The sequence below is a fragment of the Photobacterium sp. Alg240-V54 genome (assembly GCF_900537155.1).
GTDB lineage: Bacteria > Pseudomonadota > Gammaproteobacteria > Enterobacterales > Vibrionaceae > Photobacterium.
In genome coordinates, this window is record NZ_UNRL01000006.1 from 142273 (window position 1) to 162031 (window position 19759).

The following is a 19759-nucleotide window of genomic DNA, read 5'->3' on the forward strand; positions in this document are numbered from 1 at the left end:
AACTAGTCCTTTGTTTGATGTAAATTTACTTCAACTCGACCTTGAGTCGGTATGTAAGTAAATGAATGCCCGGCAATAACATTGATTGCATCGAAGCGATAATTGCTAGCGGTTGCTAACTGATAATAACGACACCGTTGATCGCCATATTGGCGTTCAACGGTGGCGAAAAAAGTATATTTCCCCATTGCCGCATCAGCACTAATCGCTGTTGCTAACGGTGCGGGCTGTAATAAATGGCTGATTAAATCAACACAATCTTGAGCTGTTATGTGATTGACGTTAACAGTGTTACTGGTTAACAATGCAAACGGATAACCAATCAATGCTGACTGCTTGGCTGTCATTGGCGTTAATTTAAAAACGCTACCATCATAATTTACAATATTATTATCCTTAGCCATTTGAGGACGACCATCTGTTTCCCACTGCATTCGCGCAGAAAGAACCGCCGTCGAAAAATTACCACTAATAGTTACAATAGCGGCTTGTTTAGCTTGCTGAATAATATTAATTAGTCGTGGTAACGCGAAGGCGATTAATAAACTAATCATGGCCATCACAATAATTAATTCAATAAATGACCAGCTTTTATGTTGGGTTGACAATAGTTATTCCTAATAACATAAACTGTCAAAAATCTATTCGAATATTTTCTCACCTTGTCAAAATATTGCCAGCAATTTTTTGTAACTATTTAATTTAAATAGAAAATCAACAGGAAAAAATACCTATTAATGTTATTGGTATTCCATTTTAGAATGACAGGGGTGTTATATTTAACATTAACCATCAATTAAATAGTTAATATAATTATTAGTAGTAAATTAATATTTTAATCAATTACAAAAAATAACATTAGCGCACTACATTTTATAAATATCAGCCACTATTAGCGACGTCCAGCATTCCCCACATCGGTAAGAAAATACCCAGCGCCAGTAATAACACCATTGCCGATACCACTAATAATAATAGTGGCTCAATACGCGCAGTGAGCGTGGTGAGATCATAATCAACTTCGCGCTCGTAAAAATCAGCCGCTTCTAATAACAAATCATCAATTTGACCCGTTTCTTCACCGACGGCGATCATCTGTAACACTAACGGTGTAAAAATTTCAGTCTTTGCCGCAGTGGTGGCAATACTTGAACCACTTTCAATCCCCAATTTCATGTCCAATAACCGCTGCTCTAAAAAACGATTATCTAATGCTTCAGCGGCCATTTTTAAGGCTTGATTGAGTGGTAATCCCGCTCGTACCATTAATGCAAAGGTACGTGAAAAACGTGCCATCAAGGCGCGATTAACAATACTACCAACAATCGGTATTCGTAGTCGCCACAGATCCCACCGCTGTTGACCTGTAACTGTATTGCGCCACAAACGAAGACCTCCCCATGTTACGCCCCCAAAAATAATCATTAGCGGCCAATAATTAACAAATACATTGGAGGTGGCAATCAACACTTTGGTTGGCCACGGTAAATCGACCCCAAAACGCGCAAACATTCCAGCAAACTGCGGAATGACTTGCGTATTTAACACCACCAGCGCCAATCCAATCGCCACCATCACAAACATTGGATAGCGCATGGCTGATTTTATTTGACGCCGAGTATCCATTTCTTGCTGATAATAATTCGCTAGCTGCAATAGGGTCTGATCTAAACGACCTGTATTTTCACCAACATGGATCATCGATACAAACAAATCAGAAAACACCCGTGGATGTTGCTTCATAGCGGTCGATAACGAATGACCATTGGTTAATTCTGTTGCAACCTCGGCCAAAGTTGAGCGTAACAATGGATGACTGGCACTTTGTTCTAAGCCTTTAAAAGCCCGTAACAGCGGTACACCAGCCTTAGTTAAACTGTATAACTGCCGACAAAAGATCACCAACATTTCAAGCGGTAGTTGGCGCTGCCATAAATCACTGATGGCAAACGAAGAGTGATGATTGGGCGCCGGTTTGATCTCTAGCGGAATAATGCCTTGGCGTAGCAACTGATCCGCCGCCACCGATTGGGTAACAGCATCGAGTTGACCTCGAAAAATCTTACCTTGCGCATTACGACCACGATAACTAAATCGTTTCATCTACAGACTACCCAATTCGATAATCATCAAAATCACCTTCAGCTAACAACATCACTTCATCTAAGCTGGTTACTCCCGCTAATGCCAGTGCTAATGCCGACTCAACCAGTGGCTTGTAACCATCACTTTCACGGGCTATTTGGCTAAACAGTACCGCATTATTATTGCGCAAGGCATCCATCATCAGTTGATCTATTTCTAATAATTCAAACACTCCAATTCGACCTTTATAGCCAGTAAAGTTACAACTTTGACAACCTTGCCCAAGCTTAAATACATGCTGTTCATTGTCGAGTTGACGTGCTTGTAACCAGATCTTTTGCTCAGTTTCTAAGGCTGCGGTTTGCGCACAGTCTTGGCATACTCGGCGCACTAATCGCTGTGCTAATACCGCTCTAACTGCACTAGCAACCAAATAGCCAGGTGCCTGCATATCGATCATACGTAAGGCGCTATCTATCGCATTATTGGTATGTAATGTTGAGAGTACTAAATGGCCAGTCAATGCCGCCCGCAATCCAATTTCAACCGTTTCTTGATCACGCATTTCACCGACTAAAATCACATCAGGATCTTGCCGTAAAAAAGTCCGTAAAATCGATGAAAACGTCAGCCCGATTTTATTATTTACCTGCACCTGATTCACTCGCGGTAAGCGGTATTCCACCGGATCTTCTGCAGTAATTAATTTTTTACCCGCTATATTCAGTTCGTTAAGCGCGCCATATAAGGTAGTGGTTTTACCCGAGCCTGTAGGTCCGGTAACTAAAATCATGCCATGAGGGCGCTTTAATTGACGTCGAATACGTACTAAAAGATCGGCTGGCATACCAACATGATCGAGATCGAGAATTCCGGCCGATTGATCCAAGAGTCGCATCACCACCGATTCACCATATTGGACAGGCATCGTCGATAATCGAATATCAACTGAATGATCGCGCACCTTGACATTAAAACGCCCATCTTGAGGTAAACGTTTTTCTGAAATATCAAGCCCACTCATAAGTTTAAGCCGTAGAACCAAGGCCGATGCAACACTGCTTTCATTCAATAAGGTTTCATGTAAAACACCATCAATACGCTGCCGTATACGCAGCAAATTTTCATCAGGTTCAATATGAATATCTGAGGCACCGACTTGCAACGCATCTTCAAACAATGAATTGATCAGCTTTACCACTGTCATTTCATCATTATCTTGTTCATCAAATCCAAACCCGTAATGCTGTTGGGTTTGATGCTCTGCGTTAAGTTGTTCAGCAAACGAAGCAATTTCTTTGGTGCGACGATAGTAACGATCAAAAGCGGTGATCAACTGCCGTTCTGGTGCGATCACAAATTCTACTTGATAGTTATGTAATTGGTTAAGCAGCGCTTCTTGCATCGCCAGATCGGCGGGATCACTCATCGCAACCCGTACAACCTCACCGCGGCGACTGATCACTAAAGCACGTAACCGCCGTGCATGAACCTCTGACAGCAAGTTCACCACCTCGCTAGCCACCACTATTCGAGTCAGATCGACCAACGGAATATCTAATTGCTGGGCTAAAAATTGCAGCAGTTGTTGTTCACTCAGAAATCCCATTCCAATTAAGGTATCACCGAGCTTACGCCCAGTGATTTGTTGTTGATTCAGAGCTTGATCCAGTTGCTGCTGCGCAATAATGTGCTCATCCACCAACAGATCACCTAAACGCTTACGTAATCGAATTTGCATCTGTTAGCTCCTTTTGGTCTGTAGCGCCATTATGCGTTGCTGAATAAATTGTTGTGACGCTGACGACAGCCCACCATGGGTTAATCCGTTACGATAAGCAGCCAATGCTAACGCTGGTTGCTGATTGCGCTCTTGAGCGATGGCTAATCCCAACCACCAACGACCGTCCGTTGGATCATGACGTAACAATTGTTGATAACTCGCAAGGGCGACCTCGGTATGATTTAATTGCTGTGCCAATCCTGCTCGCATTGCTAAAAAAGCCACTGAATCAACATTCTTTGGTTGCTGTAAGACCACAAGTGCAGCTTGCTGTTGTTGTTCATTAACCAGTAATTTAGCCAATGTTAACCGTAACTCGGTATTGTTAGGTTGCAGCTGTAATCCTTGCTGTAATATCGTCACCGCTTGGCGATCATTCCCACGGCCATAATATAATGCTGCCAGTTTTTGCCTTGCCGTCACCCATTGCGGACGATACTTTAATACCGCTTCAAGATGGATGATCCCTTGGCGGCTATTTGCCTGACGCAACGCTTTTTGTGCTTTACGGTATTCAACATCTGCCAATTGTGATGCTGTTAACGCTACCGTTTGAATTGATAATCGACTCGGTAATGGTTTTGGCTCTGGCTTCACCGCTGGCGGCGACGCAACAGCGATATTTTGCTGTTGCTCTGCTAATGCATGTTGATAACCACTGTCGTAACCTTGCTCATATGAACTGGCAAGCTCTTGTTCAATCTCTACTGTTTCAACCGCCGGCTCAGCCACGGGCAACTCAGCTAAAGATGATTTCACATCCACTACGGCGACATTGGGTGTCACAGATGTAATTGCTGCCGCCACAACGGCTGGTTGTACCGACCTTGTTGCTGGTATTGGTGCGACCTCCGGCTGTGATATAACCGCTATTTTTTTAGTCGTCACTGGCGTAGATTGATACCAACTTTTACTAAGCACGATAATTATCGCGATCACTAACAATCCGATAATGATCGCCACAATAGTGCGATGACGATGAGTCGGTATTGGTTTTATCGTTGCTGGCTCTAATGCTATATCTGCAGCATGGGACTGTTGTTGTGCTAAAGCACTCAGGCGACGATTTAGCTCACTCATAAATATTTCCATCTCAGCCATTGCCACCACAGCCGACTTGATTGTCGAGCAGCCACAGTATCAGCAATCGCAATATTAATATCTTGTCGACAAATAGATTGCCGTTGGTGGCTATAAGCCGCTAATAGGGCTTTATGTGCCAATTGGTTAATCAACCTTGGAATACCGCCACTGGCAAACCAAATCGCTCGCGATTGAGCGATGGAAAATAACGGAGAATGGCAACCCGCAACCGATAATCGATGTGCAATATAAGCCACAACTTCAGCCTCATTTAAGGCTAATAACGTCGCTCGAAAAGTGATCCGTTGTTGCAATTGACGTAACTGATGCGCTGCTAAGCGTTGATCGAGTTCAGGCTGTCCAATTAACACGATATGAAGTAATTTTTCTGATTCCGTTTCAAGATTACCCAATAAACGGATCATTTCGAGCGCATCATCAGTCAATGCTTGTGCTTCATCGATCACCACTACCACCGCGCGACCTTTGGCTTTGCGATGCAATAATTGGTCATGAATATCAACCGTTAGTCGATGCTGTTTGGTGTCGATATTAATCCCTAATTCATCGGCTAATGCCACCTGCAAACTGAGTCCACACTGAGCTGGTGTCGGTAAATAAACCAGATCATACTGAGGAGGTAAGCGATTGATCAACATACGACAAACGAGAGTTTTTCCGGTTCCCACCTCACCAGATAACTGCATAATTCCTTCGCCCATCGCCAACCCAGCTAGCACAGTCTCGATAGCGGTTAAATGGGTTGGCAAAGCATGAAATAAAGCGGTATTAGGAGTTAATGAAAACGGTGCTTGTTTAAATTCAAAATGCGATAAATACATCAGTTATTTAGGTTCCGGAAACCATTCATTAACCAATGTTCGCGAACGCTCGATCTGTTGTTGCCAGGTTTGATCACTGATCACGGTTGGCTTTAATAAAATCACCAATTCGGTTTTTTGCTTCACTTTATTAATATTTCGAAATAGGTTACCCACTACAGGGATATCACCCAGTAAAGGGACTTTTGCGACTTGAACTGTCATCGCGGTTTTCATCAAACCACCAATGACCACCACATCACCACTGCGAGCGTGAATGATAGAGTCAGATTCTCGAATGGTACTTTTGGCTAATGGCAATTGATAAACACCAAACTTTTCCCCTAAATCAACCGCTTTGATTTCATTTTTAATATCAACCACTGCAGGATGCACATGCAATAGCACTCCACCTTGATCATCAATTTGCGGAGTCACATCCAGTGAAATACCAGAGAAAAAGGGGGTTAATTCAATATCTGGCGCAGCAGTACTGTTATCACCAGAAACATTACTGCTTGAAACATTGGTGACAAAATATTCATCACCACCGACTTTGATCACCGCTTTTTGATTATTAGCCGCCGTCACCCGTGGGCTTGATAACACATTAAGATCACCTTGAGTTTCAAGAAAACTCAGTACCGAGGTGAAATTACCGTCACTAATGGTGATATTTGTTTGACCGCCTAATAGATTTGAAATCGCGTTACCACCAGGCAATGCAGCAATGGCACTGGCATCCACAATCGGCGTTGTTCCCACCACAATATCGGTGCCACCAATACTACGAGTGATATTTTGCCAATTAATCCCCTGCTGATAGCTATCATTGAGCGTCACTTCCATGATCTTGGCTTCTAATACCACCTGACGTACTAGCCGCTGCTGTGAAATTCCCAGAAATTGTTTTACTTCACGTAATTCATTTGGAAATGCACGCACCGAAATTAAGCCAGCTTGCGGTGATACCATCACATTGCGGCCATCACCATGTCCAATCATGCCACGAACGACTTTTTCTAATTGTTGCCAAAAATCACTCTCAGAACTGGTCTTAATGGTGGTGCCACCGGTAGTGGTACTCACGCCTTCTATCGCAGTATCACCACTATCATCTGAGTTTGAGTTTGAGTTTTCAGTGCTACTATTAGCGATAGAACCGGTAGTAATCGAGGTTAACGACACCCCTTGACGTTGCAACTGCAAATAATCGACAGTAATAATCTCGGTCCGTAATGTTGCAGGAAACACCTGAATAATATTACCTTTACGTGCAATGCTATAACCATAAACATCATCGACAACATCCAATACCTCATCAAGAGTGACATCGGTTAATTGCAGACTGATCAGACCGCTTACACCTGGATGAATCACAATATTAAACGGCGTGCCTTGGACCAAACTTGAAAAAAATGCATTGGCATCAACGTTACGTGCATTAACACGAAAGCGTTTTTCAAGCGCTTGCTGTGATTGCAAGTCATGGCTATCTAATGCTGGCATCAGATCACTATTAACCGCTGCGGGCAACTCAAACGCAGGTTGACTAACCGCATCATTAGCTGCTTGATTAAGTGCTTGTTTAATCGCAACTGGCGACTGATGTCCCATTTGAGTTGAACACCCGACTAAGGAAGCGATAACTGCACCAAGTATGATACGTTGCATTGTTTTATGGCCCTTCACTGCTTAATGTTTGTGCTAAACAATGACAATTGCCACTGCTTTTGATTGCGGGTTAATACCACTGAACTGTCACTGATACGACTGACGCTGTAGCCTCTAATAACACTGCCAACGGTGACAGTTTTACCGCTTAACGTGGCTCGACAAGCTTGAGGGTCACAAATAACACTCTGTAATTGTGGCAATGAGGGAGTAGACACGGTGACTGATGATGATTTTTTTTGCCACCCTAATGGCGCTGTGGGATCTTGCTGAGCGTGTATATTTGCCGCAAACAATAACCCACTAACGCCAACACCAGTAACGATATATTTAACCACCAATAAAGTCCTTAGTTTCGCCTAATGTATACAGTTCCAGCTCTATATTCGCCCATGGATACTGAGTCACTTGGTAGTTTAAATTGCGCCAATAATACTGCACTGGTAACGCTTCAAGTTGAGTTAAATAGCCAACAACATCAAAGTACTTACCTTTAAATGTCATTCGTAATGGATGAATATAATATCCCTGATCATCACCATCCATTAACTGAGCGGCAGGTAATGACACCATAGTTTGTAACTGCAAGTCTTGGCTATGACCCAAGACTTGCTCAAGTACATTGGTCATTTCAGTTGCAGAAACCAAGCGCCCAACTTTATGTTGTAGCTCTGCCACCAATGCCCTATTTTTCTGTTCCAATTGCGCGATTTGAGCTTCAACCTTTTGATTAGGATTCTGAGCTAATTGCCGTTGTAATTGGGTAATTTTATTACGAGTTGCGATCACATTATTGGCAGTCGTCTGAACACTATTGGTTTGGCTTTTTAACTGTAACCATTGCGGCTCGAGCACCGTAAAAACACCAATAAAGCCAATCGCTACCCAGCCTGATATCGCAATCAGCCATTGCTCTCGTAATGATAAATTATTGAATTTTTGCTGGTATTCACTCCACGTCAGCGTCATTAATTTGTCCCTTGTAGGCGTTGAGCTTGCAAACTAAATCGCACCTGATTGCTCTCATCTCGGTTAATAGTCAATAACTGGAATCGGCGTTCAGCCAAGGTTGAATAACGATTAAATGTGCTTAACCAACGAGGGACGGCATCAGCGACACGAGCGCTGCCATTGATATTCATGCCAGCAGCTGAAATTGAAATAGCTTCAATCGCGATATCAGTTGATGCCGCAGCAGCGAGTTGGGTTAACACTTCACCATAGCCAACCAATAAACTGGCATCGTGATTGGCAACAGCTTTCAATGTTGCTTGCTTAGCGTTAATTTCTTGCTCTAATACACTAACGCGCTGCTGCTTTATTGGACTGACAATATGCAGTAATAGTTGCTTTTGAGTTTGGGCTAATTCAGCTTGTACTGTGGTTAACTGAGCATTATTGGCCACAATTTTAGGTGCTAATTGATGCGTTTTGAAACTATAAAAACCACTGACCGTGGCGATTAACACCACCAAAGCTAACCAATTTAGTAGCATATTATTAAGTGTTAACCATTGCCGTTGAGGTTGCAGATGTTGAGCGTAAAGATTAATTGAACTGTCAAAGCCTTGCTTAAGACCAGCCCAAGTTACACGTGCCGCAGTTGAGGTTAATGATGGTTGAGGTGGATCCAGAGCTTTAACCGTGACATTTAAACGGTCATTTAATGCGAGAGCTAATTGATGGTTATCATCATTATCACAACTGATTAATAGCTGACTGATTGGATTGTCACGTAGCTGAGCGCTAACAAAGTCCAACGAACGTTGCAGCTCTAACGCCAAACTATCAAGTTGTAAAGATTGATTATCACTGTTCGGTGTCGCCACCAGCGAGACGTCAAAGCCTCGCAATTGGCGTTGAAAAAATAATTTATGCTGGCTAAATGCGGTTAATTGCAGGTTACCATTACCATAACGATGTACCACTAATTGGCTGCGATTGTCTGCCGTGAACTCACTCCAAACCACACTTTCAACCGTTACGCAGCTGACATTACATCCAGCTGATTTACAGGCTGTAATAATTTTATTCAGTTGTTGGCGAGTACTAACAAACACCTGTAGCCGATCGTTTTGTAGGCAGCTAAAACCATCAGCGACGATATCTTCAGGCGCTTCATTGACTAAATCTTTAACCAAATAAGGCAGCGCTAATGCTAGCTCATCACTGTTCAACTCAGGTTTATCTATCAATAAGCTCTGGTATAAACCTTGGCCTAAAATAATCGCAACTTGAGCCCCAGTTAATTGATGCTTGGCGATCAATATTTCAATTGCAGTTGGCCACTCAGTGGTCGAGGCAATTGAGACTGAATCAACAACAATATCGGCTTCGCTACCAACAACTATAACAACGGCATCAGAAAATAGAGTAATTGCGGCATTTAGTGAGGGCTTTTTATGGGTAAGAAACGAAGCAAATAAGCGTTGAATCATGATTAAAACAAGCCAAAAATGAGAGCCAAATAACAGCTCTGCACTTTAGGTAAAGAGTCTTTACTTCACAATATTTATGTATCAAATGTCAGATCTACATCACTTTAAATGATAACTATCATGTTAACATGTTCAGCATCATCCCTTTTAGGCATTGGGCTCACGCGCCATTGGTTGCTCAGCGGCAAATAATCGACCTTGAGCTGCGACAATACCTAACTGTTGTAACACTCGCCATTCCTTCTTAGACTCAACCCCAACCGCAATAACTTGAGCATCACTGTTGGCGCATGCACCAAGCATACTTCTAACAAATAATTGATTTTCTTGGCGCTGATGAATATCACGCACTAGGCCTCGATGTAATTTAATATAATCAGCTTTAATATCTTTAATATAGTACGTGCTAACAATCGTTCGACCCGCTTTTGAAACCACTAGCTTACAACCAAGGCCTGTTAACATCCGTAATACTGGCCGTATTGCATCTAGATGTTTCACTAACATATTTTCTGAGACTTCCAGTAATAATCGATTCAATACTGGGCGCGGTAATTGCAATAGCTCATCCCGTAGCCATTTAACAAATTTTTTGTCACGTAAACTAATGGTAGTCACATTAACCGCGTAACTATTAGTCGCTGATTGCAGCTTAAGTAACTGCAAGGTTTGGCTGATCACCGCGCGATCAAAACGCACCGAATAACCAACTTGTTCTACCGCTGTCATAAAATTCGATGCTTTAATAATATCGCCATTATCATCTTGTATTCGCGCAAGTAAGGCGTAACTCATGACTTGATCATTAGCCGCCATAATAATTGGCTGTTGATATAATAATGGTCCACCTTGAAGCAGCGTTTTATCAATCAGAGTACGCCAACGAACATTGCCACGCGACTTATCCCATTGATGATCTTTAGTGAAACTATTCCAATTATTTGCCCCTTGTAACTGCGAGCTACGTAAAGCCATATCAACTTCATCCATGATTCGACCGCGACGATCACCACTATGAAAATAAGTGACTCCAATATGGCACCAGTTATCTTTTTCCATCGGTGCAGGAGGCGATAACCGCTCGACCGCATTCAATAGTTGATTGGTAAAAAGTTTAATTTCTTTGGCTGGTTGTTGAGGAATAAGAATCGCAAATTCAGCATCAAAATAGCGGGCTAATACCGTATCAGGAAAACGCTGAATAAAATTAGATAAAATAACACTGATATCCTGTAATAACTCTTCAGCAACAGTTCTTCCTTGCTGAGAACACAGTTCATCCCAATCACTTAAGCGTAATAAGATCACCGCACCGTGATTATCTTGATCTTGTACCATCGATTGCAAACGACTATCAAACAACACTCGATTAGCTGTACCGGTTAATTGATCTAAAAAGGTATGGGTACGAATAAAAGTATCAAATCGACTCCGCTCTTGACGGGCATCTTTTAGCTCACAAATTAATTGATCCAGTGCCAAACTAGCCGTTGCTGGCCATTCATAATCATTGCCTTCAGCATATTGTTCAACTCTACCAGCCAAAATCATTCGCCCACGCTCTTCTAATAATTCAGAGCCATATAGCTGAGTTCGAAGCCAATGTACTCCTCGCATCAAACCAAGAATAACAATTAACATCGCTAAAGAAATCGAAGACATTGCTCCAAGTGAATAGGTAAATTCACTGTAAAGCGGAATCGCGGTAATGGTGACTTGATAGTCAGGATGTGAAGGCAGTTTATATTGATGGCGATAAAGGACATTAGGATCAGGAATGACATGATCACTTTTAAAATCAAAAACGGGGTGATTGTTATCAGTAACGGTTAATGTCACCACATTACTTGCGTTAAGCAATGTTGGTAGCCAGCGAGACAACGCTTGTGGTCCTTGAGGCTCAAAGATCTCTTGTTCGATAACACTCACGACACCATCCAGGTAGTGCACTAATGCGTTTTGGCCGAGCTTACGAAAACTCAATGCACCACCGATAAAAATAACTAAAATCGCGCAAATCACGATCATGGTAACAAAGGCAACTAAGCGATTTGTTAATTTCATCCTTGAGGCTTTTCTCATAGCATCCTTATTCACATATGCCATTAGTATCAATATGTAAGAGATCTAAACGATCTTAATCATTTTCTCATCGCTAAGCATACGCTACATTAGACCCGTAAATCGATTAATAATATTGTAATAAGGAAATAACACGTTTATGGATTGGATCACCTGTGCCAATAGTTTTATTACCGTCGTAGAGCATGGCTCATTAGCGCAAGCTGCAAATAAACTCAACACCTCAAGTTCTGCATTATCAAAACGCTTATCTTGGTTAGAAAAACAACTTGGGGTTCAACTTTTAAAACGCACTACTCGCCACTTAACCGTGACCGATGCTGGCCAACTTTTTTACCAACGCAGTGCTTTATTGGTTAATGATTGGCAACAAATGCTCGCAGAAACAACGGCAACCTATGGTGAAGTTGGCGGTATATTACGTCTTGGTGCACCACTCGCTACCGGTAGCCGTTTAATCGTTAATTACTTAACGGAATTCAGCCAATGTTACCCAAAAATAAAAATTGAGCTCCATACTGTCACAGCAGGCCAACTTCCCGATCTTAACCTCGATGTATTTATCAGCCGTGAAATCACGGAATTTAATTCTTGTAGTTATATCGCGACCAAATTACTGAGTTACCAAAATGGCTTTTACGCCGCACCAGCTTACCTTGAGAATAATCTCCCCATCACCACGCCAGAACAATTATGCCAACATAATTACCTGTTATTTGGTGAGCAAAACCACCAGCAAGATCATACCTTTGAAAATAATCAACGGTTACGATTACAAGGCAATTTTATTACCACTAATCCGGAAGTACTGGTTGCAGGTGCTGTCGCTGGTATGGGGCTCATTTTAACCAGTAGCCAAACTATCAAGCGTGAATTGGATAATGGCTTACTGGTACCAGTATTGCCAACCTTAAAGCAACCAACAAATGCCATTTACGCCTATTATCCAAAATTAAATTACCACCATGTAAAAACAAAATTATTTATTGATTTTATTAAACAAAAATCATCACAACGCCTAGCAGCAATAACTACATTTGGTACTTAAGACTAATCTCAGATAATGGCCATTAATGGTGTTTAATAATTTCATCAGGATCATTTTTTAAGTGACTAAAGGGCACCATTTGATTACCACTTAATACTTGCAGACTCTTCTCTTGAGGCGCTTGATAAATACTAAACGCAGGTAGTTGCGCTGTTTTAACGCCAATCCAATGTGAGAAAATAGACATAAAATCAAATGCACTGATTTGTTTATTTACTTTAATATGCTGCTTGATATCACTGGCTATTTCAATCAGTGGCACTTCGTAATTTTGCTTATATAAATCACCATGCACTAATTGAGTCTGCCCTTTGACGGTACTGACATTATTCAAACCATGATCAGAAAAATAGAATAATGAATAGCTTTCTTGAGTGGCTTTTAAATCATTAACTATGGTTTTTATAATGCTATCTGTTTGATTATAAGTAGATAAATAACAAGATAGATCTTTATCTTTTAATCCATAAATGTCTTTTTTAATTCGATCGCAAAAATTCTCATGTGATCCCATAATATGGACCACAATTAATTTTGAGCCCTTATAAGGCTGCGCTAATGCCTGCTTAAATAACGGTAATAAGGCATAATCACTGGTATTATTGCTAAGAAAATTACCTTTTTTTAAAAATTGTTTTTCGGTTGCATGCACTGCAATTGCTGACACTGCAGTATCATACTTACCAATAAACCCTTGATTTGATAACCATATTGTTTTCATCTTGGCAGCATTAGCCAAAGTAATAATATTATTAACTGGGTGTAAATCTAACCCATGGCTGATAGCAAGTGTTCGTGGTAATGACACCGCAGTATGAGAAGCTGTCGACAAATAACCATCAACTAAAATTGCAGGTGTTTGAGCTAAAAATGGCGTGGTATTAATTGGGTAGCCGTAAGCAGACATATAATCTTTACGCATGCTTTCACCAACAATTAATACATAATTTTTATACTTTGGTTTAGCGCTTAATATCGTCCAATTAGCACTCTGGTGAATACTTTTTTGAATTGCCTTCATTTGAACAATGTAGTGCACACTACTAATATAAATATGATCAATAAACACACTTAAAGATGAAAAATAAAAACACCCAATACCTAATAAAATAGCTGACTTCTGCCATGGAAAAGCAAACTTGACCTGTGCTAAATAGTAAATAAACAACAACAATAAAATGGCATTAAGTCCCCATACCTTTGCTGGTACGGCTAATAAAAACTCAATACTTTCACGTTTATTCGTTTCAACTAATGATGCAATGATTCCTATATTAGGGTGACCATAAATATAACCCGATTGGAAGTATAATGTCGCCAGCAAACCAATGGGAAATATAATTCCCCATTTAAGCCAACGTTTAGATGACAATAATATTAATGCTAAAAATAAACAACTAGTTACTACAAGTATTTGATTACCACTATAACCAACCCCCTTAGTAAGTAATAAAGATAATAAAAAAGTAATAACGATATCTAAACGTTTCATAAATATAACAAGATAAACCATGAGGATAATATTAATAGTTTAGCTTAGCCCTACTATTTTTTACACAAAAAACCCAGCACTCGTGCTGGGTTAGTATTAATATTTAAAAGTAATTATTATACTTTTAATCTATATAAGTCCTAGAATGGAATATCGTCGTCAAAATCCATTGGTGGCTCATTATATTGCTGCTGCGGTTGCTGTGGAGCAGACTGCTGCGGTGCTGGCTGATGTTGCTGTTGTGGTGCATAATTTTGCTGTGGTGCAGCAGCCGGTTGTTGAGGCTGACCCCAGTTACCTTGATTCTGCTGTTGTTGTTGACCACCCATCGGTGCGCCACCATTACGACCACCTAACATCTGCATAACGCCATTAAAGCCTTGAACAACGACTTCAGTCGTGTATTGATCTTGGCCTTGTTGGTTTTGCCATTTACGTGTTTGTAATTGGCCTTCAATGTAGACTTGTGAACCTTTACGTAAGTATTCACCAGCAACTTCTGCTAATTTGCCAAACAATGCTACACGGTGCCACTCTGTTTTTTCACGTTGCTCACCGGTAGATTTATCACGCCAAGACTCAGAGGTTGCAATAGTAATGTTAGCTACTGCACCACCGCTAGGCATGTAACGAATTTCAGGATCATTTCCTAAGTTACCGATTAGAATAACTTTATTTACGCCACGACTGGCCATAGTTCACTCCAAAGCTGATAGCGACGGTATTGGGTGTTAATAGCCGCTTAGTCAAAGTTTATACTCAATCACGCAGTTTATCATGTCAGCAAGGTCAAGGCATAGCGCCAAAGTAGGTTATAGGGCGCAATTATCCATACAAAATACAACTAAATAACCATAACGATATAACCAAGGTTTATATAAGACCGCAATGACAATAGTAGCAGCATCAAAACTGTCATTTTTATGACACTTCAATGCTTTTAATATATATAATATGTAAGGTATAACTATATTATCAATGTGAAATGCTTAATTTAATCGAAGAATTATTGATAAAAATATTGAAGATAATAGTAACTATATTAAAAATAAATAACACCTAATATAAAGTAAATAGTATGGTTGTTATAATATAAACCATACTTTAAGCATGAATATAAGGATTGTCATTAGGGTTAATAATTAAAGATTATACATATTTGATTTATTGTTATATTTTGCGATAACAACGATGATATTAAGTTGATTTATTGTTTAAAATCTCTAACATTACGATGCGATTAGGAATTAACAAAACAATAATAACTATTGTTTTGTTAATTCTCACTAACGAAATTAGCGGTAAGATTTCAATCTACGCTCATAATTAATTACATAAAATCTAGGAAACACTATGATCAAGAAATGTCTATTTCCAGCAGCGGGCTACGGTACACGATTTCTTCCAGCAACGAAGTCAATGCCAAAAGAGATGATGCCAATCGTAAACAAGCCTTTGATTGAGTACGGTGTTGAGGAAGCGATTGAAGCTGGCATGAACGGTATGTGTATCGTTACTGGTCGTGGTAAAAACACCTTAATGGATCACTTTGATAAAAATTACGAGCTAGAGCACCAAATCAGCGGTACGAATAAAGAAGAACTATTATTTGATATCCGTCGCGTAATTGATTCAGCTCACTTCACTTACATTCGTCAAGGTGAAATGAAAGGTTTAGGTCATGCAATCCTTATGGGTCGTGAGCTAGTAGGTAACGAACCTTTCGCTGTAGTACTTGCCGATGACCTTTGTGTAAACGAAGAGCAAGGCGTATTGGCTCAAATGGCTGCACTTTACAAGCAATTCCGTTGTTCTATCGTTGCTGTTGAAGAAGTACCAGAAGAAGATACCCATAAATACGGTGTGATCGCAGGCCAAATGATCCGTGATGATCTATTCCGTGTTGATAACATGGTAGAGAAGCCAGAACCAGGTACAGCGCCAAGCAACCTAGCTATTATCGGTCGTTACATTCTAACTCCTGATATTTTTGATATCATCGAAGAAACAGAACCAGGTAAAGGCGGCGAAATCCAAATTACTGACGCCCTACTAAAACAAGCACAATCTGGTTGTGTACTTGCATTTAAATTTAAAGGTAAGCGTTTTGACTGTGGTAGCGTTGATGGTTACATTGAAGCGACAAACTACTGCTACGAAAACATTTATAAGAAAGACGAATCTTCAAAGCTAGCCAAACAACAAACTAGCAAGAAGTAAGTAAACCAAACATATAAACAATCCCGCTTTTTAGAGCGGGATTTTTTTTATCAGCGCCACTGTGTTTTTATTCAGTATCTTTTGCTCATTAAAAGCGGCTATGAAATACTAGTCACTTACAATCTAGCAAAAGAATAGTGATTGGTATGGATTACATCGAAGTACAGGGTGCGCGCACTCATAATCTTAAAAACATCAATATTTCCATTCCTCGCGACAAGCTCGTTGTTATCACGGGCTTATCAGGTTCGGGAAAGTCATCATTAGCATTTGATACTTTATATGCTGAAGGTCAACGCCGCTATGTCGAATCACTATCGGCTTATGCTCGCCAATTTCTATCGTTAATGGAAAAGCCTGATGTTGATCATATTGAAGGCTTATCACCTGCAATTTCTATTGAGCAAAAATCAACTTCGCATAACCCGCGCTCAACCGTTGGCACCATTACTGAAATTTATGACTATTTACGCTTGCTCTATGCGCGCGTAGGTGAACCTCGCTGCCCCATTCATAACGCCCCTCTGGCTGCCCAAACTGTCAGTCAAATGGTTGATCAAGTTATAGCTATGGATGAAGGTAGCAAGCTTATGCTGCTGGCTCCGATCGTCAAAGATCGCAAAGGCGAGCATCTAAAAACCCTCGCTAATCTTGCTGCTCAAGGCTATATTCGTGCCCGTATCGATGGTGAAGTGTGTGATCTTTCTGATCCACCAACATTAGAACTTCATAAAAAACACACCATTGAAGTAGTGGTCGATCGGTTTAAAGTCCGTGACGATCTACAATTACGTTTAGCTGAATCATTTGAAACCGCACTTGAGCTTTCAGGTGGCACAGTTATCATTGCACCAATGACTGTCGGTGACGCAACTGAGCAAGTTTTTTCAGCTAACTTTGCTTGCCCACATTGTGGTTATAGTATGCAAGAGCTAGAGCCGCGATTGTTCTCATTCAATAACCCAGCTGGCGCATGCGGCACTTGTGATGGCTTAGGAGTACAACAATACTTTGATCCTGAGCGAGTGGTACAAAATGGAGAACTTAGTTTAGCTGGCGGCGCTATTCGCGGCTGGGATAAGCGAAATTTTTACTATTTCCAAATGCTCAAATCATTAGCTGAACATTTTAAATTTGATGTTGAAGCACCTTTCGATACTCTGCCAAAAAAAATAAAAACCTTGATCCTTTCAGGCTCTGGCACGACAGATATTGAATTTAAATACATTAATGATCGCGGTGACATTACCGTTCGTCGTCACCCTTTTGAAGGTATTTTAAATAATATGGAACGCCGTTATCACGAAACAGAATCTAATTCTGTCCGTGAAGAACTGGCTAAATTTGTTTCGACCAAACCTTGCGCTAGCTGCCATGGCTCACGCTTACGCCAAGAAGCACGCCACGTATTTATTGGTGAAACTAACCTGCCCCACATCTGTGAAATGAGTATCAACGATGCCTTTAGTTTCTTTGAACAATTGGCACTAACCGGTCAACGAGCGCAAATTGCCGCTAAAATTTTAAAAGAAATTAATGAACGTTTAAGTTTCTTGATCAATGTTGGACTTAATTACCTCAGCCTATCACGCAGTGCTGACACCCTTTCAGGTGGCGAAGCACAGCGGATCCGTTTAGCAAGCCAAATTGGTGCCGGTTTAATGGGGGTGATGTATGTGCTTGATGAGCCATCAATTGGCCTCCACCAGCGAGATAATGAACGTCTACTCAAAACCCTGATCCACCTACGTGATCTTGGTAATACAGTGATCGTGGTAGAACATGATGAAGATGCTATTCGCGCTGCCGACTATGTGATTGATATTGGTCCTGGGGCTGGTGTTCATGGCGGAGAAATTATTGCTGAAGGTACACTTAAAGATATTCTAAAATCAAAAAAATCACTAACAGGCCAATACCTTAGCGGTAAAAAATCGATTGCTATTCCTGAGCAGCGAGTGCCATTTGACGCCACAAAAACCGTCAAGCTTATTGGTGCCAGTGGCAACAACCTTAAAGATGTTAACCTCGAAATCCCTGTCGGATTACTGACTTGCGTCACCGGGGTTTCTGGATCAGGTAAATCGACCTTGATCAATGACACCTTCTTTAAGATTGCTCACCAACGACTTAATGGTGCGACTACCGGCACGCCTGCGCCTTATCAAGACATTCAGAATTTAGAACATTTTGATAAAGTGATCGATATTGATCAAAGCCCAATCGGGCGCACGCCACGCTCTAATCCTGCTACCTACACGGGTATTTTCACCCCTATTCGTGAATTATTTGCAGGGACTCAAGAGTCTCGTTCACGCGGTTATAAAGCGGGCCGATTTAGCTTCAATGTCCGTGGCGGTCGTTGTGAAGCCTGCCAAGGTGATGGCGTTATCAAAGTAGAAATGCACTTTTTACCTGATGTCTATGTGCCTTGTGATGCTTGTAAAGGCAAACGCTATAACCGTGAAACGCTGGAAGTGCGTTACAAAGGCAAGAGTATTGATGAAGTATTACAACTGACAGTTGAAGATGCCCATCAATTTTTTGAACCTGTTCCAGCAATTGCACGAAAATTAAAGACATTAATCGATGTCGGCTTATCGTATATTCGTCTTGGCCAAGCAGCGACAACCTTATCCGGTGGTGAAGCACAACGGGTTAAACTGGCTAAAGAGTTATCTAAGCGCGATACCGGAAAAACGTTATATATTTTAGATGAGCCTACCACTGGCTTGCATTTCCACGATATTCAACAATTACTTACCGTATTACATCAGCTACGTGATCGTGGTAATACCATTGTAGTTATCGAGCATAATCTGGATGTAGTAAAAACCGCGGATTGGGTCATCGATCTTGGACCAGAAGGTGGTAATGGTGGCGGTGAAATTATCGCGACAGGTACTCCAGAGCAAGTGGCGCTGGTAACAGGTTCTCATACAGCAAGGTTTCTTAAGCCATTACTTAATTGCTAATTGTAAAACGTAATTAGGCCCTATAAGCAGGTTGACTTTGGTCAGCCTGTTTGCTTTT

The 19759-nt window shown here is 41.0% G+C and carries 15 protein-coding genes; 3 read left to right on the plus strand and 12 right to left on the minus strand.

Annotated elements, in window-relative coordinates; all coding sequences use genetic code 11:
• Window positions 1-2: 2 nt before the first annotated feature.
• The 10 genes from G6R09_RS15235 to csrD all read right to left on the minus strand — a co-directional run bounded on the left by G6R09_RS15235 (window position 3) and on the right by csrD (window position 11966).
• Complete coding sequence (locus G6R09_RS15235) at window positions 3-608, minus strand: type II secretion system protein (protein WP_240345771.1); 606 nt, start codon at window positions 606-608, stop codon at window positions 3-5.
• A 274-nt stretch (window positions 609-882) separates the two neighbouring features.
• Window positions 883-2103: a type II secretion system F family protein gene (locus tag G6R09_RS15240; RefSeq protein WP_163923331.1), complete on the minus strand. Its 1221-nt coding sequence runs from the start codon at window positions 2101-2103 to the stop codon at window positions 883-885.
• Between the two features lie 7 nt (window positions 2104-2110).
• A complete protein-coding gene (locus G6R09_RS15245) occupies window positions 2111-3826 on the minus strand; it encodes a GspE/PulE family protein (RefSeq protein ID WP_163923334.1) in 1716 nt (571 codons plus the stop codon).
• 3 nt (window positions 3827-3829) lie between these two features.
• Entirely contained in the window at window positions 3830-4948 is a 1119-nt protein-coding gene (locus G6R09_RS15250; protein ID WP_163923337.1) for a tetratricopeptide repeat protein, read from the minus strand.
• Window positions 4945-5793 (minus strand): ExeA family protein, encoded by an 849-nt coding sequence (locus G6R09_RS15255; protein WP_163923340.1) that lies wholly within the window; start codon window positions 5791-5793, stop codon window positions 4945-4947. Before G6R09_RS15255 ends, G6R09_RS15250 begins: the two co-directional genes overlap by 4 nt.
• Before the next feature lie 3 nt (window positions 5794-5796).
• Window positions 5797-7446, minus strand: coding sequence for a pilus (MSHA type) biogenesis protein MshL (gene mshL, locus G6R09_RS15260; protein ID WP_163923343.1), 1650 nt, complete (start codon window positions 7444-7446; stop codon window positions 5797-5799).
• A gap of 14 nt (window positions 7447-7460) precedes the next feature.
• Window positions 7461-7784 carry an MSHA biogenesis protein MshK gene (locus tag G6R09_RS15265; RefSeq protein WP_240345772.1) on the minus strand — a complete coding sequence of 108 codons (324 nt, stop codon included), beginning with the start codon at window positions 7782-7784 and terminating at the stop codon, window positions 7461-7463.
• Window positions 7777-8415: an MSHA biogenesis protein MshJ gene (locus tag G6R09_RS15270; RefSeq protein WP_163923345.1), complete on the minus strand. Its 639-nt coding sequence runs from the start codon at window positions 8413-8415 to the stop codon at window positions 7777-7779. The genes G6R09_RS15265 and G6R09_RS15270 overlap by 8 nt, the downstream gene beginning before the upstream one ends.
• Complete coding sequence (locus G6R09_RS15275; protein WP_163923348.1) at window positions 8415-9884, minus strand: MSHA biogenesis protein MshI; 1470 nt, start codon at window positions 9882-9884, stop codon at window positions 8415-8417. The genes G6R09_RS15270 and G6R09_RS15275 overlap by 1 nt, the downstream gene beginning before the upstream one ends.
• A gap of 147 nt (window positions 9885-10031) precedes the next feature.
• Window positions 10032-11966 carry an RNase E specificity factor CsrD gene (gene csrD, locus G6R09_RS15280; RefSeq protein WP_163923351.1) on the minus strand — a complete coding sequence of 645 codons (1935 nt, stop codon included), beginning with the start codon at window positions 11964-11966 and terminating at the stop codon, window positions 10032-10034.
• Window positions 11967-12105: 139 nt separating this feature from the next.
• On the opposite strand from csrD, the gene G6R09_RS15285 reads away from it, so the two are divergent.
• Window positions 12106-13014, plus strand: a complete 909-nt coding sequence (locus G6R09_RS15285) for a LysR family transcriptional regulator (RefSeq protein ID WP_163923353.1) — start codon at window positions 12106-12108, stop codon at window positions 13012-13014.
• A gap of 22 nt (window positions 13015-13036) precedes the next feature.
• On the opposite strand, the gene G6R09_RS15290 is transcribed toward G6R09_RS15285, so the two are convergent.
• Both G6R09_RS15290 and G6R09_RS15295 read right to left on the minus strand, forming a co-directional pair.
• Window positions 13037-14506, minus strand: coding sequence for a phosphoethanolamine transferase (locus G6R09_RS15290; RefSeq protein WP_159458397.1), 1470 nt, complete (start codon window positions 14504-14506; stop codon window positions 13037-13039).
• A gap of 140 nt (window positions 14507-14646) precedes the next feature.
• Window positions 14647-15201: a single-stranded DNA-binding protein gene (locus G6R09_RS15295; protein WP_087845607.1), complete on the minus strand. Its 555-nt coding sequence runs from the start codon at window positions 15199-15201 to the stop codon at window positions 14647-14649.
• A gap of 658 nt (window positions 15202-15859) precedes the next feature.
• Between G6R09_RS15295 and galU the strand changes: the two genes are divergently transcribed.
• On the plus strand, window positions 15860-16726 hold the full coding sequence (galU, locus tag G6R09_RS15300; RefSeq protein ID WP_065167076.1) for a UTP--glucose-1-phosphate uridylyltransferase GalU: 867 nt from the start codon (window positions 15860-15862) through the stop codon (window positions 16724-16726).
• Window positions 16727-16872: 146 nt separating this feature from the next.
• The gene (gene uvrA / locus G6R09_RS15305; RefSeq protein ID WP_163923356.1) at window positions 16873-19701 is read left to right on the plus strand and encodes an excinuclease ABC subunit UvrA; all 2829 of its coding nucleotides are present in this window, start codon (window positions 16873-16875) and stop codon (window positions 19699-19701) included.
• The last annotated feature ends 58 nt before the right edge of the window (window positions 19702-19759 follow it).